General features: G+C 61.0%; 24 protein-coding genes and 1 riboswitch. Of the genes, 15 read left to right on the top strand and 9 right to left on the bottom strand.

All coding sequences use genetic code 11. The features are described from left to right. Nucleotides 1-5: 5 nt before the first annotated feature. Complete coding sequence (locus MRX98_RS00975; protein WP_246902237.1) at nucleotides 6-962, top strand: SDR family oxidoreductase; 957 nt, start codon at nucleotides 6-8, stop codon at nucleotides 960-962. 130 nt (nucleotides 963-1,092) lie between these two features. On the opposite strand, the gene clpB is transcribed toward MRX98_RS00975, so the two are convergent. Together clpB and MRX98_RS00965 are read right to left on the bottom strand one after the other, a co-directional pair. Then, on the bottom strand, nucleotides 1,093-3,684 hold the full coding sequence (gene clpB, locus MRX98_RS00970; protein ID WP_246902235.1) for an ATP-dependent chaperone ClpB: 2,592 nt from the start codon (nucleotides 3,682-3,684) through the stop codon (nucleotides 1,093-1,095). A 61-nt stretch (nucleotides 3,685-3,745) separates the two neighbouring features. After that, a complete protein-coding gene (locus MRX98_RS00965; protein ID WP_246902233.1) occupies nucleotides 3,746-3,961 on the bottom strand; it encodes a hypothetical protein in 216 nt (71 codons plus the stop codon). 76 nt (nucleotides 3,962-4,037) lie between these two features. On the opposite strand from MRX98_RS00965, the gene MRX98_RS00960 reads away from it, so the two are divergent. Next, nucleotides 4,038-6,425, top strand: coding sequence for a protein kinase family protein (locus MRX98_RS00960; RefSeq protein ID WP_246902232.1), 2,388 nt, complete (start codon nucleotides 4,038-4,040; stop codon nucleotides 6,423-6,425). A gap of 17 nt (nucleotides 6,426-6,442) precedes the next feature. Here the strand turns inward: MRX98_RS00960 and MRX98_RS00955 are convergent, their stop codons facing one another. Then, nucleotides 6,443-6,880, bottom strand: coding sequence for a YcgN family cysteine cluster protein (locus MRX98_RS00955; protein WP_246902230.1), 438 nt, complete (start codon nucleotides 6,878-6,880; stop codon nucleotides 6,443-6,445). Between the two features lie 206 nt (nucleotides 6,881-7,086). On the opposite strand from MRX98_RS00955, the gene MRX98_RS00950 reads away from it, so the two are divergent. Next, the gene (locus tag MRX98_RS00950) at nucleotides 7,087-7,917 is read left to right on the top strand and encodes a ChaN family lipoprotein (protein WP_246902228.1); all 831 of its coding nucleotides are present in this window, start codon (nucleotides 7,087-7,089) and stop codon (nucleotides 7,915-7,917) included. A 12-nt stretch (nucleotides 7,918-7,929) separates the two neighbouring features. Here MRX98_RS00950 and MRX98_RS00945 read toward each other — a convergent pair whose 3' ends face one another. The 5 genes from MRX98_RS00945 to MRX98_RS00925 form a co-directional block, all read right to left on the bottom strand. Continuing rightward, nucleotides 7,930-8,610, bottom strand: a complete 681-nt coding sequence (locus MRX98_RS00945; RefSeq protein ID WP_246902226.1) for a J domain-containing protein — start codon at nucleotides 8,608-8,610, stop codon at nucleotides 7,930-7,932. A gap of 169 nt (nucleotides 8,611-8,779) precedes the next feature. Further along, nucleotides 8,780-9,226 carry a PGPGW domain-containing protein gene (locus MRX98_RS00940; protein WP_246902225.1) on the bottom strand — a complete coding sequence of 149 codons (447 nt, stop codon included), beginning with the start codon at nucleotides 9,224-9,226 and terminating at the stop codon, nucleotides 8,780-8,782. Beyond that, nucleotides 9,226-11,034: an acyl-CoA dehydrogenase gene (locus tag MRX98_RS00935; RefSeq protein WP_246902224.1), complete on the bottom strand. Its 1,809-nt coding sequence runs from the start codon at nucleotides 11,032-11,034 to the stop codon at nucleotides 9,226-9,228. Before MRX98_RS00935 ends, MRX98_RS00940 begins: the two co-directional genes overlap by 1 nt. Before the next feature lie 223 nt (nucleotides 11,035-11,257). Further along, nucleotides 11,258-13,075: a FapA family protein gene (locus MRX98_RS00930; RefSeq protein ID WP_246902223.1), complete on the bottom strand. Its 1,818-nt coding sequence runs from the start codon at nucleotides 13,073-13,075 to the stop codon at nucleotides 11,258-11,260. A gap of 278 nt (nucleotides 13,076-13,353) precedes the next feature. Continuing rightward, on the bottom strand, nucleotides 13,354-13,527 hold the full coding sequence (locus MRX98_RS00925) for a hypothetical protein (protein WP_246902222.1): 174 nt from the start codon (nucleotides 13,525-13,527) through the stop codon (nucleotides 13,354-13,356). Between the two features lie 198 nt (nucleotides 13,528-13,725). On the opposite strand from MRX98_RS00925, the gene MRX98_RS00920 reads away from it, so the two are divergent. The 6 genes from MRX98_RS00920 to MRX98_RS00895 all read left to right on the top strand — a co-directional run bounded on the left by MRX98_RS00920 (nucleotide 13,726) and on the right by MRX98_RS00895 (nucleotide 17,264). After that, nucleotides 13,726-14,223: a tRNA (cytidine(34)-2'-O)-methyltransferase gene (locus MRX98_RS00920; protein ID WP_246902221.1), complete on the top strand. Its 498-nt coding sequence runs from the start codon at nucleotides 13,726-13,728 to the stop codon at nucleotides 14,221-14,223. 270 nt (nucleotides 14,224-14,493) lie between these two features. Then, a complete protein-coding gene (locus tag MRX98_RS00915) occupies nucleotides 14,494-14,652 on the top strand; it encodes a hypothetical protein (protein WP_246902219.1) in 159 nt (52 codons plus the stop codon). 292 nt (nucleotides 14,653-14,944) lie between these two features. After that, nucleotides 14,945-15,412: a tetratricopeptide repeat protein gene (locus tag MRX98_RS00910; protein ID WP_246902217.1), complete on the top strand. Its 468-nt coding sequence runs from the start codon at nucleotides 14,945-14,947 to the stop codon at nucleotides 15,410-15,412. Between the two features lie 62 nt (nucleotides 15,413-15,474). Beyond that, the gene (locus MRX98_RS00905) at nucleotides 15,475-16,041 is read left to right on the top strand and encodes a coiled-coil domain-containing protein (protein ID WP_246902215.1); all 567 of its coding nucleotides are present in this window, start codon (nucleotides 15,475-15,477) and stop codon (nucleotides 16,039-16,041) included. A 107-nt stretch (nucleotides 16,042-16,148) separates the two neighbouring features. Beyond that, nucleotides 16,149-16,436, top strand: coding sequence for a hypothetical protein (locus MRX98_RS00900; RefSeq protein WP_246902213.1), 288 nt, complete (start codon nucleotides 16,149-16,151; stop codon nucleotides 16,434-16,436). A gap of 12 nt (nucleotides 16,437-16,448) precedes the next feature. Beyond that, nucleotides 16,449-17,264 carry a YkgJ family cysteine cluster protein gene (locus MRX98_RS00895; protein ID WP_246902212.1) on the top strand — a complete coding sequence of 272 codons (816 nt, stop codon included), beginning with the start codon at nucleotides 16,449-16,451 and terminating at the stop codon, nucleotides 17,262-17,264. Nucleotides 17,265-17,347: 83 nt separating this feature from the next. Here the strand turns inward: MRX98_RS00895 and MRX98_RS00890 are convergent, their stop codons facing one another. Next, complete coding sequence (locus tag MRX98_RS00890; protein WP_246902210.1) at nucleotides 17,348-18,388, bottom strand: 4-hydroxy-tetrahydrodipicolinate synthase family protein; 1,041 nt, start codon at nucleotides 18,386-18,388, stop codon at nucleotides 17,348-17,350. Between the two features lie 164 nt (nucleotides 18,389-18,552). Here MRX98_RS00890 and MRX98_RS00885 point away from each other — a divergent pair, with 164 nt between their 5' ends. From MRX98_RS00885 to MRX98_RS00860, 6 genes are all read left to right on the top strand, one after another. Further along, complete coding sequence (locus tag MRX98_RS00885; protein WP_246902208.1) at nucleotides 18,553-19,167, top strand: tetratricopeptide repeat protein; 615 nt, start codon at nucleotides 18,553-18,555, stop codon at nucleotides 19,165-19,167. Nucleotides 19,168-19,181: 14 nt separating this feature from the next. Next, nucleotides 19,182-20,405 carry a hypothetical protein gene (locus tag MRX98_RS00880; protein ID WP_246902207.1) on the top strand — a complete coding sequence of 408 codons (1,224 nt, stop codon included), beginning with the start codon at nucleotides 19,182-19,184 and terminating at the stop codon, nucleotides 20,403-20,405. A gap of 293 nt (nucleotides 20,406-20,698) precedes the next feature. Further along, nucleotides 20,699-22,015: a dissimilatory-type sulfite reductase subunit alpha gene (gene dsrA, locus MRX98_RS00875; protein ID WP_246902206.1), complete on the top strand. Its 1,317-nt coding sequence runs from the start codon at nucleotides 20,699-20,701 to the stop codon at nucleotides 22,013-22,015. Between the two features lie 12 nt (nucleotides 22,016-22,027). Further along, on the top strand, nucleotides 22,028-23,173 hold the full coding sequence (gene dsrB, locus MRX98_RS00870) for a dissimilatory-type sulfite reductase subunit beta (protein ID WP_246902205.1): 1,146 nt from the start codon (nucleotides 22,028-22,030) through the stop codon (nucleotides 23,171-23,173). A gap of 107 nt (nucleotides 23,174-23,280) precedes the next feature. After that, nucleotides 23,281-23,520, top strand: a complete 240-nt coding sequence (locus MRX98_RS00865; protein WP_246902204.1) for a dissimilatory sulfite reductase D family protein — start codon at nucleotides 23,281-23,283, stop codon at nucleotides 23,518-23,520. A gap of 222 nt (nucleotides 23,521-23,742) precedes the next feature. Beyond that, nucleotides 23,743-25,155, top strand: coding sequence for a cobyrinic acid a,c-diamide synthase CobB (locus MRX98_RS00860; protein WP_246902203.1), 1,413 nt, complete (start codon nucleotides 23,743-23,745; stop codon nucleotides 25,153-25,155). Between the two features lie 91 nt (nucleotides 25,156-25,246). After that, a riboswitch (SAM riboswitch) is annotated at nucleotides 25,247-25,339 on the top strand. Nucleotides 25,340-25,393 lie beyond the last annotated feature (54 nt).

Genomic DNA, 25,393 nt, shown 5'->3' with positions numbered 1-25,393 from the left:
CGTCCATGGAAACCGCCTGCCGCAACGATAGGGCTGATCCGGGGGCGAAACCGCGTCTGCTGATCACCGGCGCCGGCGGGTATTTGGGATATGCCCTGTGTCGGTCCGCCCGGCGGCAGTGGTCGGTGACCGCCTTGTACAGAAAGCCAAAGCCTGCGGTGGCGGGGGTGTGCTGCATTCAGGCCGACCTGACCGATCTGAGCGGTTTGGAAGGCCTGATGCGCCGCCTGGCGCCCCATGCGGTGGTCCATGCCGCCGCGGAGGCCCGTGTGGGGGTTTGCCAAAAAGGGCCGGCGGCGGCCGAGGTGATCAATGTGCAGGTGCCGGCCCGGCTGGCCGAGTTGTGCGAGCACTACGGGATCGCACTGACCTTCACTTCCACCGATCTGGTTTTCGGCGGTCGGCAGGCACCCTATGATGAAACCGCGGCGCCGGATCCGGTCTGTGTGTATGGCGCGCAGAAGGCCCGGGCCGAGGATGCGGTGCGCACGCGCTGCCGCCAAGCCCTGGTGTGCCGCTTGCCGTTGCTGGTCGGCTTGGCCCCGCCGCCCCACGGCCAAGACCATTTCACTCGGCAGATGGTGTCGGCCATCGTTCAAGGCCGGCCCCTCCATCTGTTCGTGGACGAGTTTCGCACGCCGGTGGACATCCACAGTGCGGCCCGGGGGCTGCTGGCGCTGACGGGCCGAGCACGGGGGTTGTTGCACCTGGGCGGCCGCAGCCGCATCTCCCGTTACGAACTGGGCCTGATGGTGGCCGAGCGGATGGCGCTGCCGGCCGGCGCCATCCGCTCGGTGACCATTGATGAGATTCCGCTGCCCTATCAACGCGCCCCCGACTGCTCCCTGGACAGCCGCCGCGCTTACGCGCTGGGCTACGATCCCTTGCCGTTGCCGGCGGCCGTGGATCGAATGGCGGACGACTGGCGCCGGACGTCTTCCTTGAAGCCGGCGGCGCCATAATTGCCGTTGCGGTTTTTGGGGTCCGATCCGGTCGCTGTTCGCCTATCCCTCGGCGCTGTTCGTCCGCTCACTTTCGACGTTGCTGCGACCGTGACCGTTTTCACGAATCGGCAGCCGCTGCATGGGCCGCTCAGGACGCCTCCACCTCCACGAACACCACGGCGTCGCCTTGGGCATCCACTTGCAGGTTGGCCCCTTCCCGCACGTTGCCTTTGAGCATCTCCATGGAGAGGGGGTTTTCGATCAACTGCTGAATCGCCCGTTTAAGGGGGCGGGCACCGTAAACCGGATCGTAGCCGCGGTCGATCAGCACTTGCCGCGCCGCCGGCGTCAGTGTCAGGGTGATTTTACGGTCCGCCAACCGCCGTAACAGGTGCTGCAGTTGGATCTCCACGATGGCACCGATCTGGTCGGCGGTGAGGTTCAAAAAGATGATGATTTCGTCGATGCGGTTGAGAAACTCCGGCTTGAACTGCGCCCGCAGGGCGTCGGTGACCCGGCGTTCCATTTCGCTGCGCTGTTCGTTGCCCAGCTCCTGGATCCATTGGCTGCCCACGTTGGAGGTCATGATCACGATGGTGTTCTTGAAGTCCACCGTGCGCCCGTGGCCGTCGGTCATGCGGCCGTCGTCCAGGATTTGCAGCAGGACGTTGAACACCTCGGGGTGGGCCTTTTCGATTTCATCGAACAGGATCACCGAATAAGGCCTCCGGCGGACCGCTTCCGTCAGGTAGCCGCCCTCTTCGTAGCCCACATAGCCCGGCGGTGCGCCGATCAAGCGGGCCACGGCGTGCTTTTCCATGTATTCGGACATGTCCACCCGCACCATGGCCTGCTCGTCATCGAAGATGAATTGGGCCAGGGCCTTGGCCAGCTCCGTCTTGCCCACGCCGGTGGGGCCCATGAAAATGAAGGAGCCGATGGGCCGGTTGGGGTCCTGCAAGCCCGAGCGGGCGCGGCGCACGGCGTTGGACACGGCCTCGATGGCTTTTTGCTGCCCGATGACGCGGCGACCCAGCCGCTCCTCCATGTGCACCAGCTTGTCCCGCTCGCTCTCCATCATCCGGCTGACCGGAATACCGGTCCAGCGGGAGACCACCTCGGCGATGTCCTCGTCGTCCACCTCCTCTTTGAGCATCTTGCGCTCGGTCTGCAGATCCGTAAGGTCGTTGCGCGCCTGTTCGAGGGCTCGGTTCAGTTCGATGGCCCGGCCGTACCGCAGTTCGGCCACGCGGGCCAGGTCGCCCTCCCGCTCGGCCTTCTGCTGCTCGATGTTGACCTGTTCCTGGTCCTCTTTGATCTTGCGGATCTTCTGAATCAGCTCTTTTTCCTGGTCCCAGTGGGCCTTCATGCGGGTCAGGTCGGCCCGCAGCAGCTCCAGGTCGTTTTCCAGTTTTGCCAGGCGTTCGCGGGAGGCGTCGTCGGTCTCCTTTTTCAGCGCCTGGCGTTCGATCTCCGCCTGGGTGATCTTGCGCTGCACCTCGTCGATTTCCACGGGCATGGAGTCGATCTCGATGCGCAGCTTGGAGGCGCACTCGTCGACCAGGTCGATGGCTTTGTCCGGCAGGAAGCGGTCGGCGATATAGCGGTCCGAGAGGGTGGCGGCGGCCACGATGGCCGAATCCTTGATGCGCACCCCGTGGTGCACCTCATATTTCTCCTTGAGTCCGCGCAGGATGGAGATGGTGTCTTCCACCGTGGGTTCGCTGACCAGCACCGGCTGGAAGCGGCGTTCCAGGGCGGCGTCCTTTTCGATGTGCTTGCGGTATTCGTTGATGGTGGTGGCCCCCACACAGCGCAGGGTGCCCCGGGCCAGGGCCGGCTTGAGCATGTTGGAGGCGTCCATGGCCCCTTCGGCGGCGCCGGCACCCACCAGGGTGTGCAGCTCGTCGATGAAGAGAATGATTTCGCCCTCGGCCTTTTCCACCTCTTTAAGCACCGCCTTGAGCCGATCCTCGAACTCGCCGCGGTACTTGGCGCCGGCGATCAGGGCGCCCATGTCCAGGGCCACCAGCCGACGGTTTTTAAGGGTTTCGGACACGTCGCCGGCCACGATGCGCTGGGCCAGCCCCTCGACGATGGCGGTTTTGCCCACGCCCGGTTCGCCGATGAGCACCGGATTGTTCTTGGTGCGCCGGGAAAGGACCTGCACGATGCGCCGGATTTCCTCATCCCTACCGATTACCGGGTCCAGCTTGCCCAGGCGCGCCAGCTCGGTCAGGTCGCGGCTGAACTTTTCCAGGGCCTGGTACTTCTCCTCGGGGTTGGGGTCCGTGATGCGCTGATGCCCCCGGATCTCCATCAGCACCTTGAGCAGCACATCCCGCGTTACGCCGTTGCGTTCGAGCAGCTTTTGGGCCGCGCCGCCCTTTTCATCCACCACCGCCAGCAGGATGTGCTCGATGCTCACATACTCGTCCTTCATCTTGTCGGCTTCAGCAAAGGCCTTCTCCAGCAGGGTGCGGGTCCGGGGGGAGAGATAGACATCGGTGCCGCCGGTCACCTTGGGCAGCCGATCCAGGGCCACCGCCGTTTCCTGGGCGATGGCGTCGGGGGATACCCCCAGCTTGCGCAGAATGGAACGGGCGACCCCTTCCTTCTCCGCCAGCATGGCGGCCAGCGCGTGCTCCGGTTCGATCTGCTGGTTGTGCAGGCGACCGGCAAGGGCCTGGGCATTTTGGATCAACTCTTGGGATTTGATGGTAAACTTGTCGAAACGCATGACGCCTCCTGGTTTCAATGGTCTGATTTTTGCATGAAATTTAACCATGGCCCATTCGTTGTCAAATCCATTTCCGGCAAAAAAGTGTGGTATAGCCGGAATAACAAAGCTTTGCGGGATATCCCCGAACCATCGGATCGGTAGCGGCCAAACAATTTTCGTCACTGCCGCCGCGCGTTGCCAATGCCGCATCGACATCCGGCCGGTGGTCTATTTTCTCTTGGGTTGCGAACTGATCGTGGGGCGCCGCGCCCCCGTCCGGTGTAAAGGTGGTCATGCCGAAGTTCAGCGGGACCGGCGATCCTAAGGGGGTTGCCGGCAATTTGCGAATGATCGGAACGACAGGATTGTGGATGGCGGTCTTGGTCCTGGGGTTGGCCGTGGCTTGGCCGGTGGCCGCTGCCGCGCCCGCGACGGCGCCCGACGCCCAAGATTGGGTCCTGCCGCCGGACCGGCGGCCGGCGGACGGGGATGCAATGACCCGTTCAGCGGACGGGACCCAGCGGCCGCGCTCTTCTTTGCTGGACACCTTGGCGGCACGGGTGGGGCTCGATGGCGAGGCCGTCCTCCTTTATGCCAAATGGGTGGTGGGTGCACCGACCCTGGTGGTGTTGATTGTGCTGGTGCTCCTGCTGCGCCCGCGGCGCAAGATGGTTGCCTTGCGGCCGTTTGGGCGTCCCGGCGATGCCACCGCCCCCCCGCCATCGCAGGCGGAGATGCCGCTTGCGCCCGTTGTCCGGCCGCCCCGATCCCGAAAGGTGCCGTCGACGTCGCAACCGCCGGTCCCTTTGCCGGGGGGGCAGCTGATTCTGGCGTTTTTTCTTGAGCTGTTCCGTCACCAGTTGGGTGCCGCCGCGGATGCCTTGGCCCAGATCTATCTGGTGGAAACCCGATCCGTCTGTCCGGACGAGATCTATGAGATGCGTATTTTCCATGGGCAGGAGTGGGAAACGCGGCGGATGTCCATCGGCCTGTTGGGCCAGGGCGGCGGTAGCCGCAGCCAGTGTTTCTATGTGATCTACGACACCCACATGGTGATCAAGATTCCCGCGCAGCCGGTGGTGCGCTTCAGCGACTACAGACGTCAAATCGCCGCCGAAGGTCGGATCCTGGCGCGGTTGGCCCCCCGTGAGTGCATCGTGCCCCGGGTGTCGGTGATTCTGGAGGCGGTGCACGTCATCGCGGACAGCGACCGGTTGCCGGCCGAGGTGCTGGAAACCCGCTACATGCGGATGCTGGAGGAACAGCCGGAACTGCAGGCCCACCTGCAATTGGGGGACTCTTTTGCTTTTTTCATGGATCTGGCCAAGCACTACTTTCTCAGCACCGTTTTGGAGGAGATCCATGGCGGCTACGGCCGTTTGAACGAAGAAGCGCGCCAGCATCCCGAATTGTTGTGGGATCAGCACGGCTTTGTCTGCCGTTACGGGGAGTCGGCGGCGCCGGAATGCCTTGCCCTGCAGGAGGTGTACTACCGGTGCGAGGGGCGGTTGCGTCGGCTGGCGTCCCAACCGGGTCACGGGGAGGTGCCGTCATACCACCTCAAGCAGTGGTTCTTGGGGCACTTGGTGGGTGATCCGCCTGCGGTCGAGGAGCAGAGCTTGCCCCGGCCGGCTATGGAGCAGGTCAATCAGTTGTTGGAGACGGTGGTGCAAGAGAACCGACGGCTGGTGGAGCGTTACCGCAGCCATTTGCGCAGCTACATCCGCGAAACACGGTTTTCCCGCTACCGGCGCCCCGTGGAAGCCCTCGCCGCCAATCTGCTCGACTTGCTGGCCTGGATCGGCCAAAAGGGGTTGGCCATGCGCGATCTGAAGCCGGAGAACCTGTTCGTGGCGGGCAACCCCGATGACTATCCCGGCTTTCTCAACAACCCGGACAAATTTTCCATCGGCCTGATCGATGTGGAGACCGCCGTTGCCATCGATGCGGCGGACCCCGTGCGGATCGCGCAGCCCCAATTGGCCGGCACGCCGCTGTATGCCACCCCGGCCCATCTGATGTCCAATGCGATCTTGCTGGAGGTGTACGATGATCTGGCGCTGGTGCTGCACCTTCAGGATTGGCATGCCACCATCGCCCTCTTGTACAAACTGATGACCGGTGAGCACCTGTTTTCCGCCACCGCCCACGTTTTCCCCGAAATGATCGACCGTTTGAAGGTGTTGGATCCCGGCGGGCCCGATCTGGTCGACGAGGTGATGCGGATTCAGCGGCTGTTTTGGAACAGCGCCGTGGCCGAATTCCAGGAGGGTATGGCGCGTCACGGCCAGGCCTTCGCCCGATTGTCCATCGCCGTGCCGGACAATTTCGTGGCCGAGATGACCACCGGCCTGCGGGCCGACATGGCCGAGATCGACAAGGCCGTTGTGCGTGCGGTCGGTGAACAGTCTTTTTTCAACAGCGGTGACAAGCGCCGTTTCCTCAAGGAGGCTTCCGCGGAGAAAATCGGCCAGATGAAAAACCGTTTGCTCCGGGATGCGCAGCTCGCTCGGGACCCGATCCTGCTCTTTTTCGAACTGTTCGAAAAGCTCAAAACCCGCCAGGAAGAGAAGGCGCTGACTTTGGCGGCTCTCAGCGCCCCCCGCGCCACCATGCAGGCGGATCAACTACTGGAGGCGATGTTTCAGCGGGTATTCGCCACTTTGTATCCATCCCACTGGCCGGCCCTGGCACCAACTCCTTATGGCCGCCGCGTGTTGCTCGATCCGGAAATCACCACCTATCAGGCGACGATGTAAGCGCATCCCACGACCACTTAGAATCTGTCCTTTATGATGAAGTTGACAAGATCGTCCGGATGGACGCACTGTTCCGGGATGGCGCGCCGGCGGACCGATATGCCCGCCTCATGCACCGATTGGGGGTCGCCGCTGACCAGCGGATGCCAAGGGGGCAGCGGTTTTTTCTCGGCCACCAGGCGGTAGGCGCAAGTGCGGGGCAACCAACGCAAGGCGGGTATGGTGGTGGCGGAGAGTTCGAGGCATTCGGGCACCCGAATGTGACGCATGGCGTAGTCGGTGCAGCGGCAGGTGTCGATATCCAACAGCATGCAGGCCACGCTGGTGTATTGCACCTTGCCTGTGGTGGGGTTGCGCAGCTTCTGCAAACAGCAGCGGCCGCAGCCGTCGCACAACGCTTCCCACTGCTCGGTGCTAAGCGCTGCCAGGGGGGTGTCTTGCCAGAAAGGGATCACGTTCACGGGCTCCGTCTTGATATCTGCTGCACAATGGCCACTATTTAACAGAGATGAAACCCGGTTTTAAGTGTTAAGTTGCAGGCAAATCATCTTTCCGATCAACGGAACGGTCAACAACAATCATTACCCACCTGTACCGGCGTTAGAGATGCACGAAAATGCCAAGGAGACGGCAATTCGAGGGGGTTGCGGTGTGTAAATGGATGATGGCGGCAATCTTGCTGCTGGGCCTCGGCGCGTGTAGTTCCATGCCCACCCAAGCACCGTTGCAGATGCTGGACCTGGATCGGGGCCGCACCCTGGTCGGGCCGGAGGCGGTGGCGGCGCTGCAGCAGGCGCGTATCGTGTTGGTGGGCGAGCAGCACACCAATCCATGGCATCACCAGGCCCAGTTGGCGGTGATTCGAGCGTTGCACCAATCCGGCACACGGGTGGCCATCGGCCTGGAGATGTTTCGTCACGACGGGCAGGCCGATCTGGAGCGCTGGGTGGCGGGGAAAGTGGATGCAGCGGATTTTCAGGACATTTACCTGGCGCATTGGAACTACGATTGGGCGTTGTACGCGCCCATTTTTCATTATGCACGGGATCACGCCCTGCCCATGGTCGGGTTGAATGTCGCCAGGGAGATCTCCCGCCAGGTGGCGCGCCACGGGTTCGCGTCCCTGACGCCCGCCCAGCGGGGCGAATTGGATGACATCGTTTGCGATGTGGCACCCGCTTACCGGGTGTTCATTCGCAGGGCCTACGAAGCCCATGCACACGGTCATATGGATTTCGAACACTTCTGTCAGGCCCAGTTGCTCTGGGATGAAGCCATGGCCAAGCATGCGATCCGCTATCTCGCCGCACATCCGGATCGCACTTTGGTGATTCTCACAGGCAGCGCCCACGCCCGCAAAATGGGCATTCCCGCCCGGGTGGCGCACCACGGCCCCTGGTCCATGGCGGTCATCCTGCCGGAGACGCCGGGGGTGTTCGAGACGGACACGGTGACGTCCGCCGATGCGGACTACTTGCTGCGGGTGCCTTGAGTCGGCGGGATTTCAAGGGGTGTGGGAACGGGTCGCCGGCTGAATCCAGCGGTTGTTGGCGCCTTCATAAAGCCATTTGTCGGTGAATCCGCCACGGAACACGTAGGTCGGGTGATCGGCCCAGCGGATCAGCGCCTCATAAGCTTCCTGTATCTTGACAAAGGCCCGGGCCGTTCCGCCCAAGTCGGGGTGGTGTTGTTTCACCTGGCAACGGTAGGCCTGTTTGATGCGGCTGTGGATGTTTTCCGGTGTGAGGTCGTCGGCGCGCAGCGCCAAGGTGACCAGGCTGCTCATGCGCACCGAGGGCACGGCGAAAGAGACGGGTATCACCGCCTCCTTGGGCCGATTGCCTCGCACGGCCTGGGCCAAAACATGGCGGGAGGCCAGGTAACGTTTCTTGGTACGCTCGCGCTCGCGCCACCATTGTGACCCCAACGAGTTGGAAAGGTGGCAGAAATCGTCCACCGGCTTGCGGTTGGCGCTTCGGGGCAGCATGTAGCTGTAGATCTGCTCCATGTCGTAGGGCAGCAAGTCCATGATGACCATTCGGTCGGTGAAGTAGAAGGTGGCGTAGCGGGTGTTCAGCGCGCGCAACAGGCCGGTGCGTCGATTGAGGGAGCGCAGCAGTTGCAACCGGCAATTGTTGTCGCAATAGCGCCGCCGGCGGGGCGGTAAAGCGCTGCCGCAGGCCATACAAGTTCGCGAGCGACCCGCCTTGGCCTTCTGGCACATGAGGGCAAGGTTAGTGGTTGTTGTTCGTTTGTCATTGCTTGATAAGCCGGCCATTGTCATTTCGTGTGTTCCTCTGCAAAAGACGCAATGAACACCAAAATTTCAATTTGCAGTGAAATTGTCAAGTCGGCTACATTTCCAATGGGCGCTTGCCCGCCTTGACGCGCAATCGATTGATGGACTTGAAAATGTGTTTTTGGGTGAGAATGCGGCGGATGAGCCGCCGTTTGCCGGGGAAATTGAGCAGGGCCATGCCCAGGGCGAGGGTCAACAGTCCCTGGCCGGGCAGGACCAGCATGGCAATGCCGGCCAGAACGAAAATGGCGCCCATGAGGTTCTTGAAAATAAGGTAGGGAAAGTGCCAAAAGGTATAGCCGGGCCGATCCGCCCCCGGTTTTTCGTCCCGGGTCAGATAACCGGGGGGCAATGCAATGATGATGATGGGAAGGGCGAATAGGGTGCCGATCCAGAAAAGTACAGCCAGGACAACAACAACCCCTCCGCCCAATCCGATGCCTTGCAGAAAGTCAATCACCGCAGCGGTGTTGCCTTCTGTAAACATTGGCGGTGAGGACATCAGGAACTGAAGCCCTCCTCAGGCATCCGGACGGCGGCATCGTTCATCCGGGCGATGGAAGCCATCTTGCCCAGGGTACAGGGCAACACGGTCTGGATGAAGAATTCGGCCGTCTGGAGTTGGCCCTGGTAGAACGGTGCATCTTTGCCCTTGGCGCCGGCAGCAAGCTTGTCGCTGGCCACCTTGGCCCGCCACAACAGCATCCAGCCCATGATCACATCGCCCATGACTTCCAGGAAGGGAAAGCTGTGGGCAAAGGCGGCTTTGACATTGGGGGACACCACGGCTTTGCCCAGCACCGCGGCGGTTTCGGCCAATCGGCCGGCGGCCTCTTCCAGGGATGCGGCCATGGGGGCAATGGCTTCGCTGCCCTTGGCCGCAACGATGGTTTCCTGCACCTTGGCGATGAAGTTGCCGAAGGCCTTGCCGCCGTCCATGACGATTTTGCGGGCCAACAAGTCCATGGATTGGATGCCGTCGGTGCCTTCGTAGATGGAGGCGATCTTGCAATCCCGCAACTGCTGCTCCACCGGATACTCCTTGATGTAACCATAGCCGCCGTACACCTGCATGGCCTGGACGGTGACGTCGAAACCGCGTTGGGCGCAGTAGGCTTTGACCAACGGGGTGAACAGATCGAGCAGGCCCTGATGGTATCGGCACTCCTCGTCGCTGCAGGCCAGGCCGACTTTGGCGATGAGGGTCTGGGTGTAGTAGATGAAGCTGCGCAGCCCGTCCACGTGGGCTTTCATCCAGGTGAGCATGCGGCGCACGTCGGGGTGGCGGATGATGGGCACCGGGGGCGCATCCTTGGCGCCGCCGATCTCCTTGCCCTGCACCCGCTCGCGGGCGTAGTTGAGGGCGTACAGATAGGACACCGAGGCGTGCATGAAGGCCTGGAAACCGACCCCCAGGCGTGCTTCGTTCATCATGTGGAACATGATTTTCATACCCTGGTTCTCCTGGCCCAACAGCAGGCCGCGGCACTGCCCCTTGCCGCCCAGGGTCATGGTGCAGCAGGCGCTGCCGTGGATGCCCATCTTCTCTTCGATGCCGGTGCAAACAATGTCATTGCGGTCGCCCAGAGAGCCGTCCGGGTTGACCCAGAATTTGGGCACGATGAAAATGGAGATGCCCTTGGTGCCGGCCGGGGCGCCCTTGATGCGGGCCAGCACGGGCGAGATGATGTTTTCGGACAAGTCGTGATCGCCGTTGGTGATGAAGATCTTGGTGCCGGTCAGCGAATAGGTGCCGTCTTCGTTGGGAATCGCCTCGGTGGTCAGGGCGCCCACATCCGATCCGGCCTCGGGCTCGGTCAACAGCATGCCGCCGGCCCACTGAGCGGTGTAGAGTTTTTTGACGAAGAGCTGTTTTTGTTCTTCGGTGCCGAAAAGATGGATCATTTTTCCCGTGCCGTGGCCGAAATTGGCGTAGTTGACGCAGGTGTAGTTGCCGCCGATCATGTACTCCTGGGCCGCGCGGGCCACATTGGGCGGCAGTCCCTGACCGCCCAGCGCTTCCGGTTCTTCCAGCGAGGTCCATTCGCCTTCCAGGTAGAGCTTGTGGGCCCGGTGGTAGCAGGCGGGCACCTTGACCACCCCGTCTTCCAGCGTCACCCCCTCACGATCGCCCTCGGCGTTGATCGGCAGCAGTTCCTTGAGGGCGAAAGCGCGGGCTTCGTTGATGATCAGGTCGAAGGTTTTGCGGTTGAAGCCTTTGTACTTCTCTTCTTTGGTCAGCGCTTCGGTGTCCAGTTGTTCGAAAAGGACGAAATCGATATCCCGCCGGTCCGCGATGATTTGTGCCATCTGTCTTTCCTCCCATGGTTTGCATGGCCGCAGATCTGCAGCAGGCCCGAATTCGGTCCGGCCGTCACGGTTTCGCCGGGAAAATCGTGGCGGATGGTGTTGCCTGTTTTTGGGTGCTGCAAATTGGTGGTGCTGTGGTCAACCCGGTGGAAACTTGGATGAAAGGGCAATGCTACCAAAAAGGCGAGCGGATTGTAAAGCGCTCTTTCACGCGGGGCGGGGGTTATCGCAGGCTGGAGACCTTCATGGCGAACTCTTTGGCGTCCTCTTGGGATTCGGCGATGCGCACCCGTTGCATGTCCTGCTCGATCACGATACTGCGGTGCGGGCCGGCGATGCGGGTTTTGGCGAAAATCGTGCCGCTGACTTTCACCACGGGGATGCCGCTGTCCACTTCGGCGGCTTCCCGCAAATCTTCCATCTCCTGCTGGATCTCCTGCATCTGTTTTTCTGCCGTCAACACAGCTTGCCGGGCCTGGTCGATCTGCGCGCGCAGCTGGTCGTCCAGCTCCATGATGCTGTGCACCTGTGCGTCCATTGCCTCGTACTTGACGCCCAGATCATCGATCAACTCCGTCAGCAAACCGCTCTTTTCAGGGTTGGCGGCAATGGCCGGCTGTTGCCGTTTCGCCTCCAGTTGCCGCTTTTGGACCATGCACCCATCCTGCTCCTGCGCCACTTGGCCCAGTTCCGACGCCAGCGCATCCACCCGTTCGCCGAGCTGCGCAATGGTCGTTTCGGCTTCCGCTTTGCGGGTCTCCAGTTCGGTCAGGGACGTCTTGAGGGCTTGCATGTCCTTGGCGAATTTGAAATCGACCCCCACGGTCAATTCGCTGGGCCGGGCGGCTATGGTGCCCACATCCTTGACCTGGATGCCCTTTTTGGCGGAGATCCGGGACGCGATGATCTTGCCGCTGTCGATCAGGCAGCGGCCGTTGACCTCGATGGTGCAGCCGAACAATTCCCGCTCCACCACCAGGTCGCCGGCCACCTCCACGGTGCTGTTGTGAATGTGGCTGGCCTTGAGGTTGCCGCCCACCTGGACGGTGCTGTTGTAGATACCGCCCTGGCTGAACAGGTTCTCCTCGATGTCGATCTGCGCGCTCTGGATTTCGCGGGTGCTCAGGCTGCGGCCTTTGACCTGGTAGCCGCTCTCCACGCCGCCGTTGACATCGATGTGGCCGTCGAAATCGACGTGGCCGGTTTCGATGCCGATATCGGTGTCGATGGGCAGGATTGCGAAGACACCGATGCGCCCATCCAAACCGAGTTTGGGCGTGCCGTTGATCTTGGCCAGGATCCGGCGACCGTCTTCGGACCGTTCGGCCCCTTTGGTCGCTTTTAGCGGCGGATCCTTGACCCGTGGCGGGGGCACCGTCTGTCCGTACACATTGGTGCCGGGGTTGCCCGGCGCACCGCCGACCTTTTCAGCCAACAGGTCGCCGGCCACCACCTGGGGAATATCGCCTCGATTTTTCCAGTCCATGGTGCCATCGGCCAATAAGGTGCCGATGCGCATGGGGTCGGTGTCGAAATGGTATTGAATGTCGGGCGGGTGTCCCGGCTCACAAGGGGTGCCCTCGGCGACGACGAAAGGAGCCATGGGCAACGGGTTTTGGCCAAGGTAGGCCTCCATCAGCGGCTGTTCGATAACGCCATGGACGATGCCTTTTTCCTGTAGCAGCAGCTGGACGGATGCCAGGCCGGGGGGGGGCTGATGCTCTTCGAAAGGTTCGAGGGTCGCACTGAGCTTGTCGGGAGCGACGGTGAGCGTCAAGGGGCACAACAGGTCGTCCACGCTGGGGGAGGTGTCTGTCTCGGCCGTGACATTCTCCGTTGCGGTGCCGTTGATGGCGTCGACCTGTTCCTGGCTGAGCAAATCCATCTTGACCAATACCGCGCCGATGGGCATCTGCACCTTGCTGCGCTTGGCGATAACCCGCTGGAGCACCAGTGCGCGTTGGAACTTCGCCTCACTGATGAGTCCGTTTTCGATTGCTTTGTCGCCGAAGAGGCGATCTTGGTCCATGGTTTCCGTCATCGATACAACCTCGTGTACAATATCCTATGGATGCTATCGACGGGTGGGCCGGAAACTTTAGGGTTACCGGCGATTGAGTTGTCCTGCAGATCGTCGGGAGGTGCGCCTTGTGCGGAACGAATACACAAGCCGGACGCAATACGGTCGATTGACGGGCTGATATTGAGGCGCCGACCATTAGGGGGGTGAAGAAACGGCAGGGGGCAAGCGCACCTGCAGGGTTGCAGATGCAGGGAAGCATGGATGAAGGCCGACGGCAGGAAACGCCGACCGGGCCGTCAGGCGCGGACGTCCACGTTTTCACCCACCCCTAAAGTATACAGCATGTCGGCCATCTCTTGCTGGCCTTCGGCCATGGTCTTCATTACCTCGGTCTGCAGTGCGGTGGCGGTTTCCATCTGGCGCACGATGGACAGCATGGCGGCGTCGGTGGCGATGGGGGCGATTTCCATGGGTAACTCCTTTGGCTAATTCTTGTACAGTCAGATAAGCCTATCGGCTGTCGTGGTGAAAACTTGAGGTTTCGCCGCCGATTTTTACCGCATTCGCCTGTGCCCCCGAAAGCATGGCGCATTGACGGCAAGCCCGGATTGCTTCATATTGCCCTTTTTGCGGCCGTCGTCAATAGCAGAACCAGGGAGCGCGTAACTATGGATCAGTTGCCACATTGGAGCCCCGACGATGGTGTGGAACGCCACGTGGTGCTGGTGGCGCCCGAGGTGCACTGGAACACCGGCAACATCGGGCGCACCTGCCTGGGCGCCGGCGCACGGCTTCATTTGATCCGGCCGCTGGGTTTTTCCCTGGACAGTCGCCAGGTTAAACGTGCCGGCCTCGATTACTGGCCTCGCGTGCCCCTGTCTGTTTGGGACGATTTTCAAGAGTGGATGGACGCCTTGCAGCCGCAGGCGGGCGAGTTGGCGCTGTTCAGCAAGGCGGGCCGGCGTCCCCATTGGCGGATACCGACCCCGATCCGTTTGTTTCTGATATTCGGATCCGAGACCAGGGGGCTGCCCCCGGACCTTCTGTCCACCTTCGCCGCTCAAACCTATTACATTCCCATCACATCCCGGATTCGCAGCTTGAACCTTTCCACGGCCGTGGGCATTGCGCTTTACGAGAGTCTGCGGCCCGGCAACGGGCATTGAACGGATCTTGCGGGTGCCGTGCGTGGGATGTCATGCTCTCGATGCCGGCGCCGACCTCTCATTATGAAATTGATTTCCTGATCTTTGTTGCCTGGAACTCTCAATTTGAGGCGTGCAGGCACCATTCCGTTGGATCGCCGCCTATTCGGCAGGTGGCTTAAAAATGCTTTGGCTACAGTGGGTTGTGAGTTGTTTGATCCCAATCTCAACGGTCTGGCAGGCATATTGCTTTATCATCCGTTAGATCTGAACTTGAGGGAGGGGATTGTCATGTTCGATTTCATTGTCGCCGGAGCGCTCTACATTGTGCTGATGTTCGTTCTCTTCTTTTGCATATCCTTTGTCACCATCGGGATCGTCTATTCTTTCGCCCTTTGTGTCCGACGCTGCATGGGCTGGTTTCGGTCGCCGGATCTGGTATTGAAATAGATCCGCCGTCAGCGGCCGCCGACCCGAGCGCGCGGGTCCTGCTTGAGCGGGGGTGCACTTTGTGCACCCCTTTTTTATTGGGTATCTTGCCTTCGAGTGGAAAAAGGGGTTGTCAAACCATCTGGTATTATGATGAAATACGTGCGGTGAAATCCGAAGCAGGATTCGGTGTGACCGATGACCAACCAGCGGATATCAGGCCGGCATTCGGTTGGGAAACACACCGGCCTGCTCGTCGACCGGCCACCCTATACTTGCACACATTCCCCTCGGCAGGGGAAAGGAGCACGCCATGCCAAATGCAACCCCACGAAAAACCCTCGCGATGGTCATCCTGGCCTTGTTACTGGTCTTCGCCACGCAAGCCCTGGCGGAACAGACCAGGTATGTAAACCCCAGCATTCCGAACGACGATTCGGCGGCCTACTGGCTGGATCAGGGCGGTCTATTGTCCGCCTACGGCAACTATCCGGCGGCATTGCGCGCCTATCAAAAAGCGTTGGATCGCGAGCCCGGCCTGAGCGAAGCCCATTTCGGTATCGGTGTGGCTTTGGGGTCCATGGGGGATTTCAACGATGCGCTGGCCCGCATCGATCAGGCCATTGCCATGGATGCGGACAATGATCGTTACCACTACGGCCGCGGGTGGGTCCTCACCCTGGCCGGGCGCAGCGACGAGGCGCTTACGGTGCTCCGCAAGGCCGGCGAAATGGGCAGTCTGGATGCCCGCATGTTTTTGCAGTACCTGGAAAGCAAATAGGTGAGGGGAGGTACGCGGCAGTGTTGGCTGGATGGAGATTGCCCCTCCGGTATGCCGTCGTCTTGACCGCATTGCTCGTGTTGCCTTTGGGATGCGGTAAAGGCGAAGACGAACGCTTGCGGTCCGAACTGGCGGAAGCCCGGATGGAACTGGGCGCCTTGGCGGAGGAGAACGCCCGCTTGAGGACGCAGTGCGATCAATTGGCCGATCGGGTCGAGGAACTCAAAATCGCCTATGAACAACTCCGACTGCAGGAGGAGCGACTGAATCATTGGGCGCGCCGGCTGGCGGACCGCTTCGGACCCAGCCTCTGGTATGTGGGGCCGGATGACAAACCGTTGCCGTTGCACTCTGTGGCCAAGGCCACCCCCACAAAATTGGTGGCCCTGCTCAACGCGCGTTTCGCGGCGGAGGGGTTGCCCAAGGTGATCCTGGTGGGCGTCGAAAACGGTGTCGCTCGTGTGCGCATCGACAACGAAACCCAGTTGACCCAGTCCATGGGTAGTGCCGGGGCGACCGGTTTCATTCAGTCGGTCACCTACACGCTCTGCTCCCTGGTCGACATCCGCGCGGTCGACTTCGATTTCAAGGAAGGCGACCACGCCGTGCCGGGGCGCTATACGCGATAAGCCGTCCGCTTTTACCCTTGACCCAACCCCCGTATTGCGCATAAGCTTCCCCCTTTTTAAGGATGGCGGATCCCGGCGGCCAAGGCGGCCGGTTCGGGTATGGGTGGATGATGGAACTGATTGCGTTGCGGGCCTATGCCGGTGGTTATCGTGGCTGCCTGGTGGATGAAGGGGCCTACCTGTTCTTTCAATTGACGCGCAAAGGACGACTCAGACGATTGAAAAGTTACCCCAAGGGCGCGTTCAGCGATATCGAGCAATTCACCGCCATGATGATGAAATTCATGTTGCCGTCCGATTTTTTGCGTCCACCGGCGTCCATTGACGGACTCACCCTTCCCGAACTGGATCGGGTGCACGCCGCGGTGTCGCAACGGCGCCCTTCGATCAAATAAGGAATACAAGTGATGGAAAATCAAAATACCGACAACAACAGCCCGGCGATGGCCCGTATCAACCCGGTCCGTTTAGGGTACGACAGCCGCTTTCAATTCAAATGCCACCCCGGCGTATCGTGTTTCACCCTTTGCTGCCGGGGGATCGATATTCTTTTGACCCCCTATGACATCATTCGGCTCAAAACCCGCCTGGAGTTGTCTTCGGCCGAATTTTTGGCCATTTACACCGAGCCCCATCTGCTGGAGAAGACCGACCTGCCCATGGTCACCCTCAAGAAGATGGACGATGAGCAGGCATCGTGCCCCTTTGTCCGCGATACCGGATGCCTGGTCTATGAAGATCGCCCCACGGCCTGCCGCTATTACCCCCTGGGGGTCGCTTCGTTGCAGCATCAGGAGGGCGCCGATGACCAAGGGTTTTTCTTTTTCGTCAACGAGCCGCATTGCAAGGGCTTCGAGGAAGCTTGCGATTGGACCGTGGCCGAGTGGCGTACGGATCAGGGGGTGGATGTGCGGGACGCCGTAAACGCGGAGTGGACCGATCTGCTGGTACGCAAACGCTCCTTTCCGTCCAGCATCAAGCTGACCGAAAAGGCCAAGCAGATGTTTTTCATGGTCAGCTACGATGTCGACAAGCTGCGCCGCTTTGTTTTCGAGAGCAGTTTTTTGCAGCGCATGCCGGTTGCGGAAGATGTGCGGCAACAGTTGGCATCGGACGATGTGGCGCTGCTGCAGTTCGGTTTGCGCTGGTTCAAGGACGTGTTGTACAAACAGCGCGATCCCCACGCCCAAGCCGCCGCCGCGGGGGGCGACAACGTGCAGTAAGCTGAAAACCGCCTGAAAGGAAGGCGTCCGGCCGATGGCGGCAGTAGTTGCGCCATCGGCCTTATTATATGGTGTTCGATCGTTTAGTAATCGCTGTAGAACAGCTCTTCCCGGTACCGGGGATCATCCAGCCGTTCCTCAATCCGAACGCCGAAGAAGCGCTCGATGGGTTTGAGAATGTCCGGATTTTCCGTCCACACTTGACGGGCGGCCGCCAGGACCACATCCAGACCCTTGCGGGTCATTTTGCCCAACGGGGGCCGGCAGGGTCCGGCGGGCATCCCCAGAAGGCGCATCAGGGTCTTCAGGGCCAGCGGGTTGCGCGCCCGACACACCACATCGCCGTGGGGCGTGGTTTCGGTGGTTTTGACCGTCACCAAGCCGAACAACGGCGTCAACGCCTCGAGCAGGGTCGAAGCGCTTTCGCGATCTCCGGCCGCGAGCTTTTGCACCAGTTGCGTGACCGCCGCGGGGGCGATGTTACTGAGCACCGATATCACACCGCCGCCGGCGATGGCCGGATCGGTCATCATCTCGAAGGTCATGGCATCGTCGCCCGAGAGGATCAAAAAATCGGGACCGCAGCAGGCTCGGGTGCGGCGCATGTTATTCGGGTCGGCAGTGGCCTCCTTGACGCCGCTGACATTGGGATGGGCCTGATTCAGCAGGGCCAGGTCTTCGGGCAGCAGTTGGGCGCCGGTGCGGCCGGGAATGACGTAGGGGATGATTTCCATGCCGGGGAAGCGGGCCGCTATGGGCGCCACGTATTCCCGTCGGATCTCAAGGGAACTCGGGCCATTGTAATAGGGGTCCACCAGCAGCACCGCATCCACTTGGCGTTTGACCGCATGCGCGGTGGCATTGAGGGCCTCCTGGGTATTGTTGCTGCCGGCACCTGCAATGGACAGGCAGTGGTCCCGGCAGAGGCGGGCCACCGTGTCCACCACCGCGTTGTGCTCGCTCCAGCCCAGGGTCGGGCTCTCGCCGGTGGTGCCCACGGCCAGGATGCCGGTGATGCCGTTGGCGATTTGAAAATCGATCAACTGTTCAAGGCCCTTCTGGTCGATGCGCAGACCGTCCGGTGTGAAGGGTGTCGCCAGTGCGGTATAACATCCGGGTTTCATTGTGCCCCCCTTGTTTGATGGTTGTGTGAACGAGATTCAGGTCCCATAAGTAGAGAAGCCGCCGATTTGTGTCAAGCGCTTATTGAATTGGCTTGACAAGTGAGAGTCCGGCGCATAACCATATCCATTTTTAAATATCAGGTAGAGGGAGCGCAATAGCGATCATGACCAAAGCTCGCAACATCGAAGAATACATCGCCCGACAGCGCCAGGCGCTGGCAAGCAACCCCGAATGCGGCACCACCCATTACAACCTGGGGGTCGCCTTACTGGGCAAGCAGCAGGACGCCGAAGCGGAGCATGCTTTCTTGCAGGCCATCGATTGCAGCCCCAGCTTGGCCGAAGCCTATGTCCAACTGGGCGGTTTGTGCTTGAAGCGCGGTGATCTGGACGGTTGCCTGGATTGGAACCAGCGGGCGGTCAAGGCGCGCCCCGGTTTTTCGGAAGGTTACGGCAATATCGGCTTCGTGCACATGCAGAAAGGGGAGCTGGACCTGGCCATCAAGGCCTTGAAACGGGCAACGGCGTTCAACTTCCGTTTCGTCCAGGGATACACCACCCTGGCCACCGCCTACATGCTCAAGGGCCAGGTGGACGATGCCATCGAGGCCTGTTTGAAGGCCATCGAAGCGGTTCCCGATTTTCCCGTGGCGCACAACAATCTGGGCATCGCCTACCTTGAAAAGGGCGAACGCGAAAAGGCCCGCGAGCACATTCGTAAAGCCCGGGAGTTGGGTTACGAGGTGGCGCCCGAAATTTTGAAGGAGCTGGATCTGTGATCCGGTAGGCGGTCATGCCCGAGACCTTCCACTATTTCGTGGGGCATCCACCGGTCCCGCTCCGCCCGGGGGACACCCAATGGGATACGCCCATTCCTTACCACCGGGCGGCGACACCCGGTGGGATTGACAAAGATGACACCTGCGTCACCTATGGTCACTATTTCACCGCCGTGCAGGCCTTTCTGGCGGCCGATGATCTGGCTTTGCCCAAATACGCCATCGGCCGGTGCCGTGCAGGCGCTGCTTGCCGGCAGCCGCAATCCATCGATATCCATCTGGTCAAGCACGGCGCGCTCTACCATCCGTCCAGGGTCACCCTGGCCATAACCGGCGGTCCGCCTTTGCCTTTGGCGGTCAATGTGGCCGTCGGCAATGCCGGCCGGGAGCGATTGTCCGACGAGGTGCGTCACCTGACGCATCTGTGCAGCGCCTTTCCCGAGCGCTATGTGCCGTGCGTTTTCGGCGCCGGCGAGGGGGCGACCCGGCGATTGCCGTCGTTGCCCATGTTCGCCGTCCAATGGCTCGACGATTACCATGAGTACCACCGCACCGCCCGCGACGGCAGTGAAGCGGAACGCCGGCTGGTTTGGGACGCGGAGCGCGGCCCTTGGTGCCTTTCGGACCGCCAAACAACGGACTTGTTCCGCCGCATGGTTTTTATCCTGACCTACTACTTTGACCCCCGCACCCTGGCGGCCATCATGGAGTGGCACCATGCCGCCGGCGATTTCATCGTCAAGGCCGATCCCGATGGCGCCATTGATGTCCGACTGATCACCGTCCGCCGCTACGCCCCGATGCTGCAGCTACCCGCGGACGCTTCGCCCTCGGTGCAAACCATCCTGGATGCCCTGGCCCTTTTTCTATTGCGCACCACCCTTTGGATGCGCATCGACCGTCTGGAAGGCGTGGGAGAACTGGTATGGGCAGAGGATCGGTGGGTGGCGCCCATGTGGGAAGGGTTCGTGCAGGGCATTGCGGCCATGGCGCAAGTGCATCGCCTGCCGGGGGTGTTCGAGGAGGGCACATTGCGCTATCTGGCCGCCCACGAACCCCACGATTGGGAGCGGATCGGGTATCAAATCCTGGACAGTTATCCGGCCGCGCTGCCGGAGGCGCTGATCATCAAACACCACCTTGTCGATCACATCGCCTGCCTGGCGGCGGCGGTTCGGTCCGCGTCCGCTTTTGGTGCGCTGTCGCAACAGCGGCCGGTGACCGACCGTGTCGAGTGATGCCTTACCTTCCGCGCCGTCGGCCGGAAGCGCCCGCTTTGCCGCCTGAACAGCCTTCATTGTCCCGCGGCGGCAGGGCTTTTTTATTGACAAACCAAGCGAATCTTTCTATAAGTCCATCCTTTGATAGAATGCTGCGGTCAGGATTGCCGACACCCAAACGTGGACATCGATATACGGAAAAGGAACCAGTTTCATAAATAAACGGATCGAGAGGAGGTGACTTTCCCTGTTTAGCCTTTAGCGTGGATGAGTTCCCATACCTGTTTCAATAACCCAATGGAGGTAAAAAGATGGCAAAACATGAAACCCCGATGTTGGACCAGCTTGAATCCGGACCGTGGCCAAGCTTTGTGTCCGACTTGAAGGCGCAGGCCGAGAAGAGGGCCAAAAACGAAGAGGGTATCAATTTTCAGATTCCCGTGGATGTGGTCGACGATCTGCTGGGGGTGCTCGAGCTCTCCTACAAACATGGCCGGACCCACTGGAAGCACGGCGGCATCGTGGGCGTCTTCGGTTACGGCGGCGGCGTCATCGGTCGCTACTGCGACCAGCCCCAGCAGTTCCCGGGCGTGGCCCATTTCCACACCATGCGCGTCGCCCAACCGGGCGGCAAGTTCTACACCACCGACTATCTGCGCCAGATCTGCGACATCTGGGACATGCGCGGCAGCGGCATCACCAACATGCACGGCTCCACCGGGGACATCATCTTCCTGGGCACCACCACGCCGCAGCTGGAAGAGGTCTTCTTCGAGCTGACCCACAACATGAATCAGGATCTGGGCGGCTCCGGCTCCAACCTGCGCACCCCGGCCGACTGTATCGGCCAGGCGCGCTGTGAATACGCCTGCTACGACACCCAGGACCTGTGTTACGACCTTACCCAGGAGTACCAGGACGAGCTGCACCGTCCGGCCTTTCCCTACAAGTTCAAGTTCAAGTTCGACGGCTGCCCCAACTGCTGCGTGGCCTCTATCGCGCGCTCCGACCTCTCCTTCATCGGCACCTGGAAAGACGACATCAAGATCGACCAGGAAGCGGTACAGGCTTACATCGGCGGCGAGCTGCCGCCCAACGCCGGCGCCCACTCGGGTCGTGACTGGGGCAAGTTCGACATTCAAAAAGAGGTCATCGACCGCTGCCCCACCGAGTGTATGTGGATGGACGGCAAGACCCTGAAGATCGACAATCGCGAGTGCACCCGTTGCATGCACTGCATCAACGTCATGCCGCGCGCCCTGCGCATCGGTGACGAGCGTGGTCTGTCCATTCTCGCCGGCGCCAAGGCCCCGATCCTCGACGGCGCCCAGATGGGCACCCTGATCGTCCCCTTCATCGAAGCCGAAGCCCCCTACACCAAGATCAAGGAAGAGGTCATCGAGCCCATCTGGGATTGGTGGATGGAAGAGGGCAAGAACCGTGAGCGCTTGGGCGAGCTGATGAAACGCCAGGGCCTGCAGAGGGTCATCGAAGTGCTGGGCGTCGATCCTGATCCGCGCATGGTGCAAGAGCCGCGTCACAACCCCTACATCTTCTGGAAAGAAGAAGAGGTCGAGGGCGGTTTTGATCGCGACATCAACGAGTTCAGAAAATACCATCAGAGATAGGAGGGGGACACCATGGCATTTGTTTCTTCAGGATACAATCCGGAAAAACCGATGGAGAACCGGATCACCGATATCGGTCCGCGCAAATACGACGAATTTTATCCGCCCGTCATCGCCAAGAACAAGGGCAAGTGGCTCTATCATGAATATCTGCAACCGGGCGTGCTGGTCCATGTGGCCGAATCCGGCGACGAAGTGTACACCGTGCGCTGCGGCGGCGCCCGCCTGATGAGCACCGGCCTGATCCGCGAGATCTGCGAAATCGCCGACAAACACTGCGGCGGCCACGTGCGCTGGACCACCCGTAACAACGTGGAATTCATGGTGGACGACAAGTCCAAGGTGCAGCCCCTGCTGGACGACCTGGCTGGCCGCAAGTTCGCCGGCGGCTCCTTCAAGTTCCCCGTCGGCGGCACCGGCGCCGGCGTCTCCAACATCGTGCACACCCAGGGCTGGATTCACTGCCACACGCCCGCCACCGACGCCTCCGGCCCGGTCAAGGCGGTCATGGACGAAGTGTTCGCCGATTTTCAGAACCATCGCATGCCGGCCCACGTGCGCGTCTCCCTGGCCTGCTGCCTCAACATGTGCGGCGCCGTGCACTGCTCGGACATCGCCATCCTGGGCTACCATCGCAAACCGCCCATGCTGGATCACGAGTACCTGGACAAGATGTGTGAGATTCCCCTGGCCATCGCCTCCTGCCCCACCGCCGCCATCAAGCCGGCCAAGGTGGAGATCGGCGGTCAGAAACTCAACTCCGTGGCAGTGAACAACGACCGCTGCATGTACTGCGGCAACTGCTACACCATGTGTCCCTCCATGCCCTTGGCCGACACCGAAGGTGACGGCATCGTCATCATGGCCGGCGGCAAGGTGTCCAACCGCATCACCGCTCCCAAGTTCTCCAAGGTCGTGGTGGCCTTTATCCCCAACGAGGCGCCCCGGTGGCCGACCACGGCCAAGACCATCAAGAACATGATCGAGGTGTACGCCGCGGACGCCCGTAAGTACGAGCGCTTCGGCGAGTGGGCCGAGCGGATCGGTTGGGAGCGCTTCTTCGACAAGTGCAAGCTGGATTTCTCGCATCACCTGATCGATGATTTCCGTGATCCGGCGTACTACACCTGGCGCCAGACCACCCAGTTCAAGTTCTAATTCAAAAGGGTTCTTGTGGTCACAACAGCGACTCGCGCTGCGCAGGGGGCGCACGTTACGCCCCCTGCGACCCTTGGAACCGCATCGGAGGAAAGGGGATTACGGTCATGGAATACGAAGAGGCAAAACAGAAGATCGTCGACGAGTTGACCAAGAAGGGCAAGACAAAATCAAAATTTTATTTCAACGATCTGGCAAAGATTCTGGAAGCCAAACCGCGCGACGCCAAGAAGATCGTCAACAAGCTGGTGGAGGAGCGGGTCCTGGAGTATTGGTCCAGCGGCAGCACCTCGATGTACGGCCTTCCGGGGACCGGTAAACAAGCGCATTCCGAAGGCGAAGATTGATTCCGTAGTGTGATCAAGAGGACAAATTCCCTGGCGGGGCCCTCGGGGCCCGCAAGCATTCCGCAGGGCAGCCCATGAAGTGCAATGTCTTCATGGGAAATGCCGTCTTGACCGCCATCTCCCATGAGAATCGATCCACCCATTCAATTGCCCGGTTGTTGACTGCTTAGATTTTTGAATCCGTTTCCATCACAGCTGATGCCCCCCCGCTGCCCAGGAGTGGTGATCGCCGCCCTGCGCGGCGGGTCGGGCAAAACCATCTTTTCCGTCGGTCTCATCGGTGCCTTGCGCAACCGGGGGGTTACGGTTGCGCCGTTCAAGAAGGGGCCCGATTACATCGACGCCGGATGGCTGGCCATGGCCGCCGGTCGCCCTTGCTACAACCTGGACTCCTTCCTGATCGACACACCGATCATTTGCAACTCCTATCAACGACACACCCGTGATGTGCAGATGGCGGTTATCGAAGGCAATCGCGGATTGTACGATTGCATCAACACCCAGGGGTTGACCTCCACGGCAGAGCTGGCCAAGCTGCTCGAATTGCCGGTGCTGCTGTGCCTTGACGCCACCAAAACCACCCGCACCATGGCGGCGGTGGTGGCCGGCTGCGCGGCATTCGATCCGGCACTGAAAATCGCCGGGGTGCTGCTCAATCATGTGGCCGGTGCCCGCCACGAAAAGATATTGCGCGACAGCATCGAGCAGCATGCCGGCATCCCCGTACTGGGGGCGGTGCCCAAGTTGCGCAAACAGATCTTTCCCGAACGCCACATGGGGCTGGTACCCACCTACGAGCACCAATGGGCCCAGGAGGCCGTCGGTGCCATGGGTGAGTTGGCCGAGAAGTATGTGGACCTGACGGCCATCGCCAAGCTTTGCCGCTCGAACGTTGCGTCGGCCGATCGGCCGTCAGGGCCTTGTGATGCGTCCAGCGCATCGGGTGTTTCGGCATCGGGCACGGAACACAGCGCCGGTCGGCGACCGCGCATCGGTATCGTCCGGGATTCAGCCTTTCAATTTTACTATCCGGAAAATCTGGAAGCATTGGTGGAGGCCGGTGCCGAACTGGTGGTGACAAGTCCGCTGTTCGAAGACAATTTGCCACCGGTGGACGGTCTTTACATCGGCGGTGGGTTTCCCGAAACCCATGCCGCGCGACTGTCCCGCAATGTGACCTATCGGGATCAAATCAAGCGGTTGGCAGAGCAAGGCCTGCCCGTCTATGCCGAGTGCGGCGGCTTGATGTATCTGGGGCGGGAGCTGATTCTGGACGACGGCACTTTTCCCATGGCCGGTGTGCTGCCGGTCTCCTTCGGTTTTTCCAGGCGACCCCAGGGACATGGTTACACCATGCTGCGGGTGGCGCGCCCCAACCCTTTTTTCGCCGTGGGGGACACCCTCAAAGGGCACGAGTTTCACTACTCCACCGTTCAGTCCTGCGCGGCCGATCCGGATCGGATGGCCTTTGACATGACCCGCGGCAGCGGGTTGGTGGAAGGCCGCGACGGGCTGTGCCAAGGCAATGTCCTGGCCACCTACAGCCACATCCACGCGCTGGGCACCCCCCAATGGGCGCCGGCCCTGGTGGCCCGAGCCCGGGCGTTCGCCGAAGGCCGCGCCGAAAATACCTGAAGAATAGGCTGTGGCGGGCGGAACCATGACGCCTTATTCGGGCACAGTTGACAATCGGTGCCGATTGTCTTATCCATTCAGGCACTACATAATCATGTGGAGCGGCGCGAGGGAACTGGCCTGATGACCGCCCGGCAACCTGACCGACAAGGTGCCAATTCCAGCCCGCAAGGGAACACATGAGGTCTTTAAAGACAACCTGGTGTCCGACGACCTCTCCATTGTGAGAGGTTTTTTT

The organism is Desulfatitalea alkaliphila (assembly GCF_022968795.1).
Lineage (GTDB): Bacteria > Desulfobacterota > Desulfobacteria > Desulfobacterales > Desulfosarcinaceae > Desulfatitalea > Desulfatitalea alkaliphila.
Note: the sequence above shows the minus strand (reverse complement) of the source record. Positions and strands in the feature narration are given on the sequence as shown.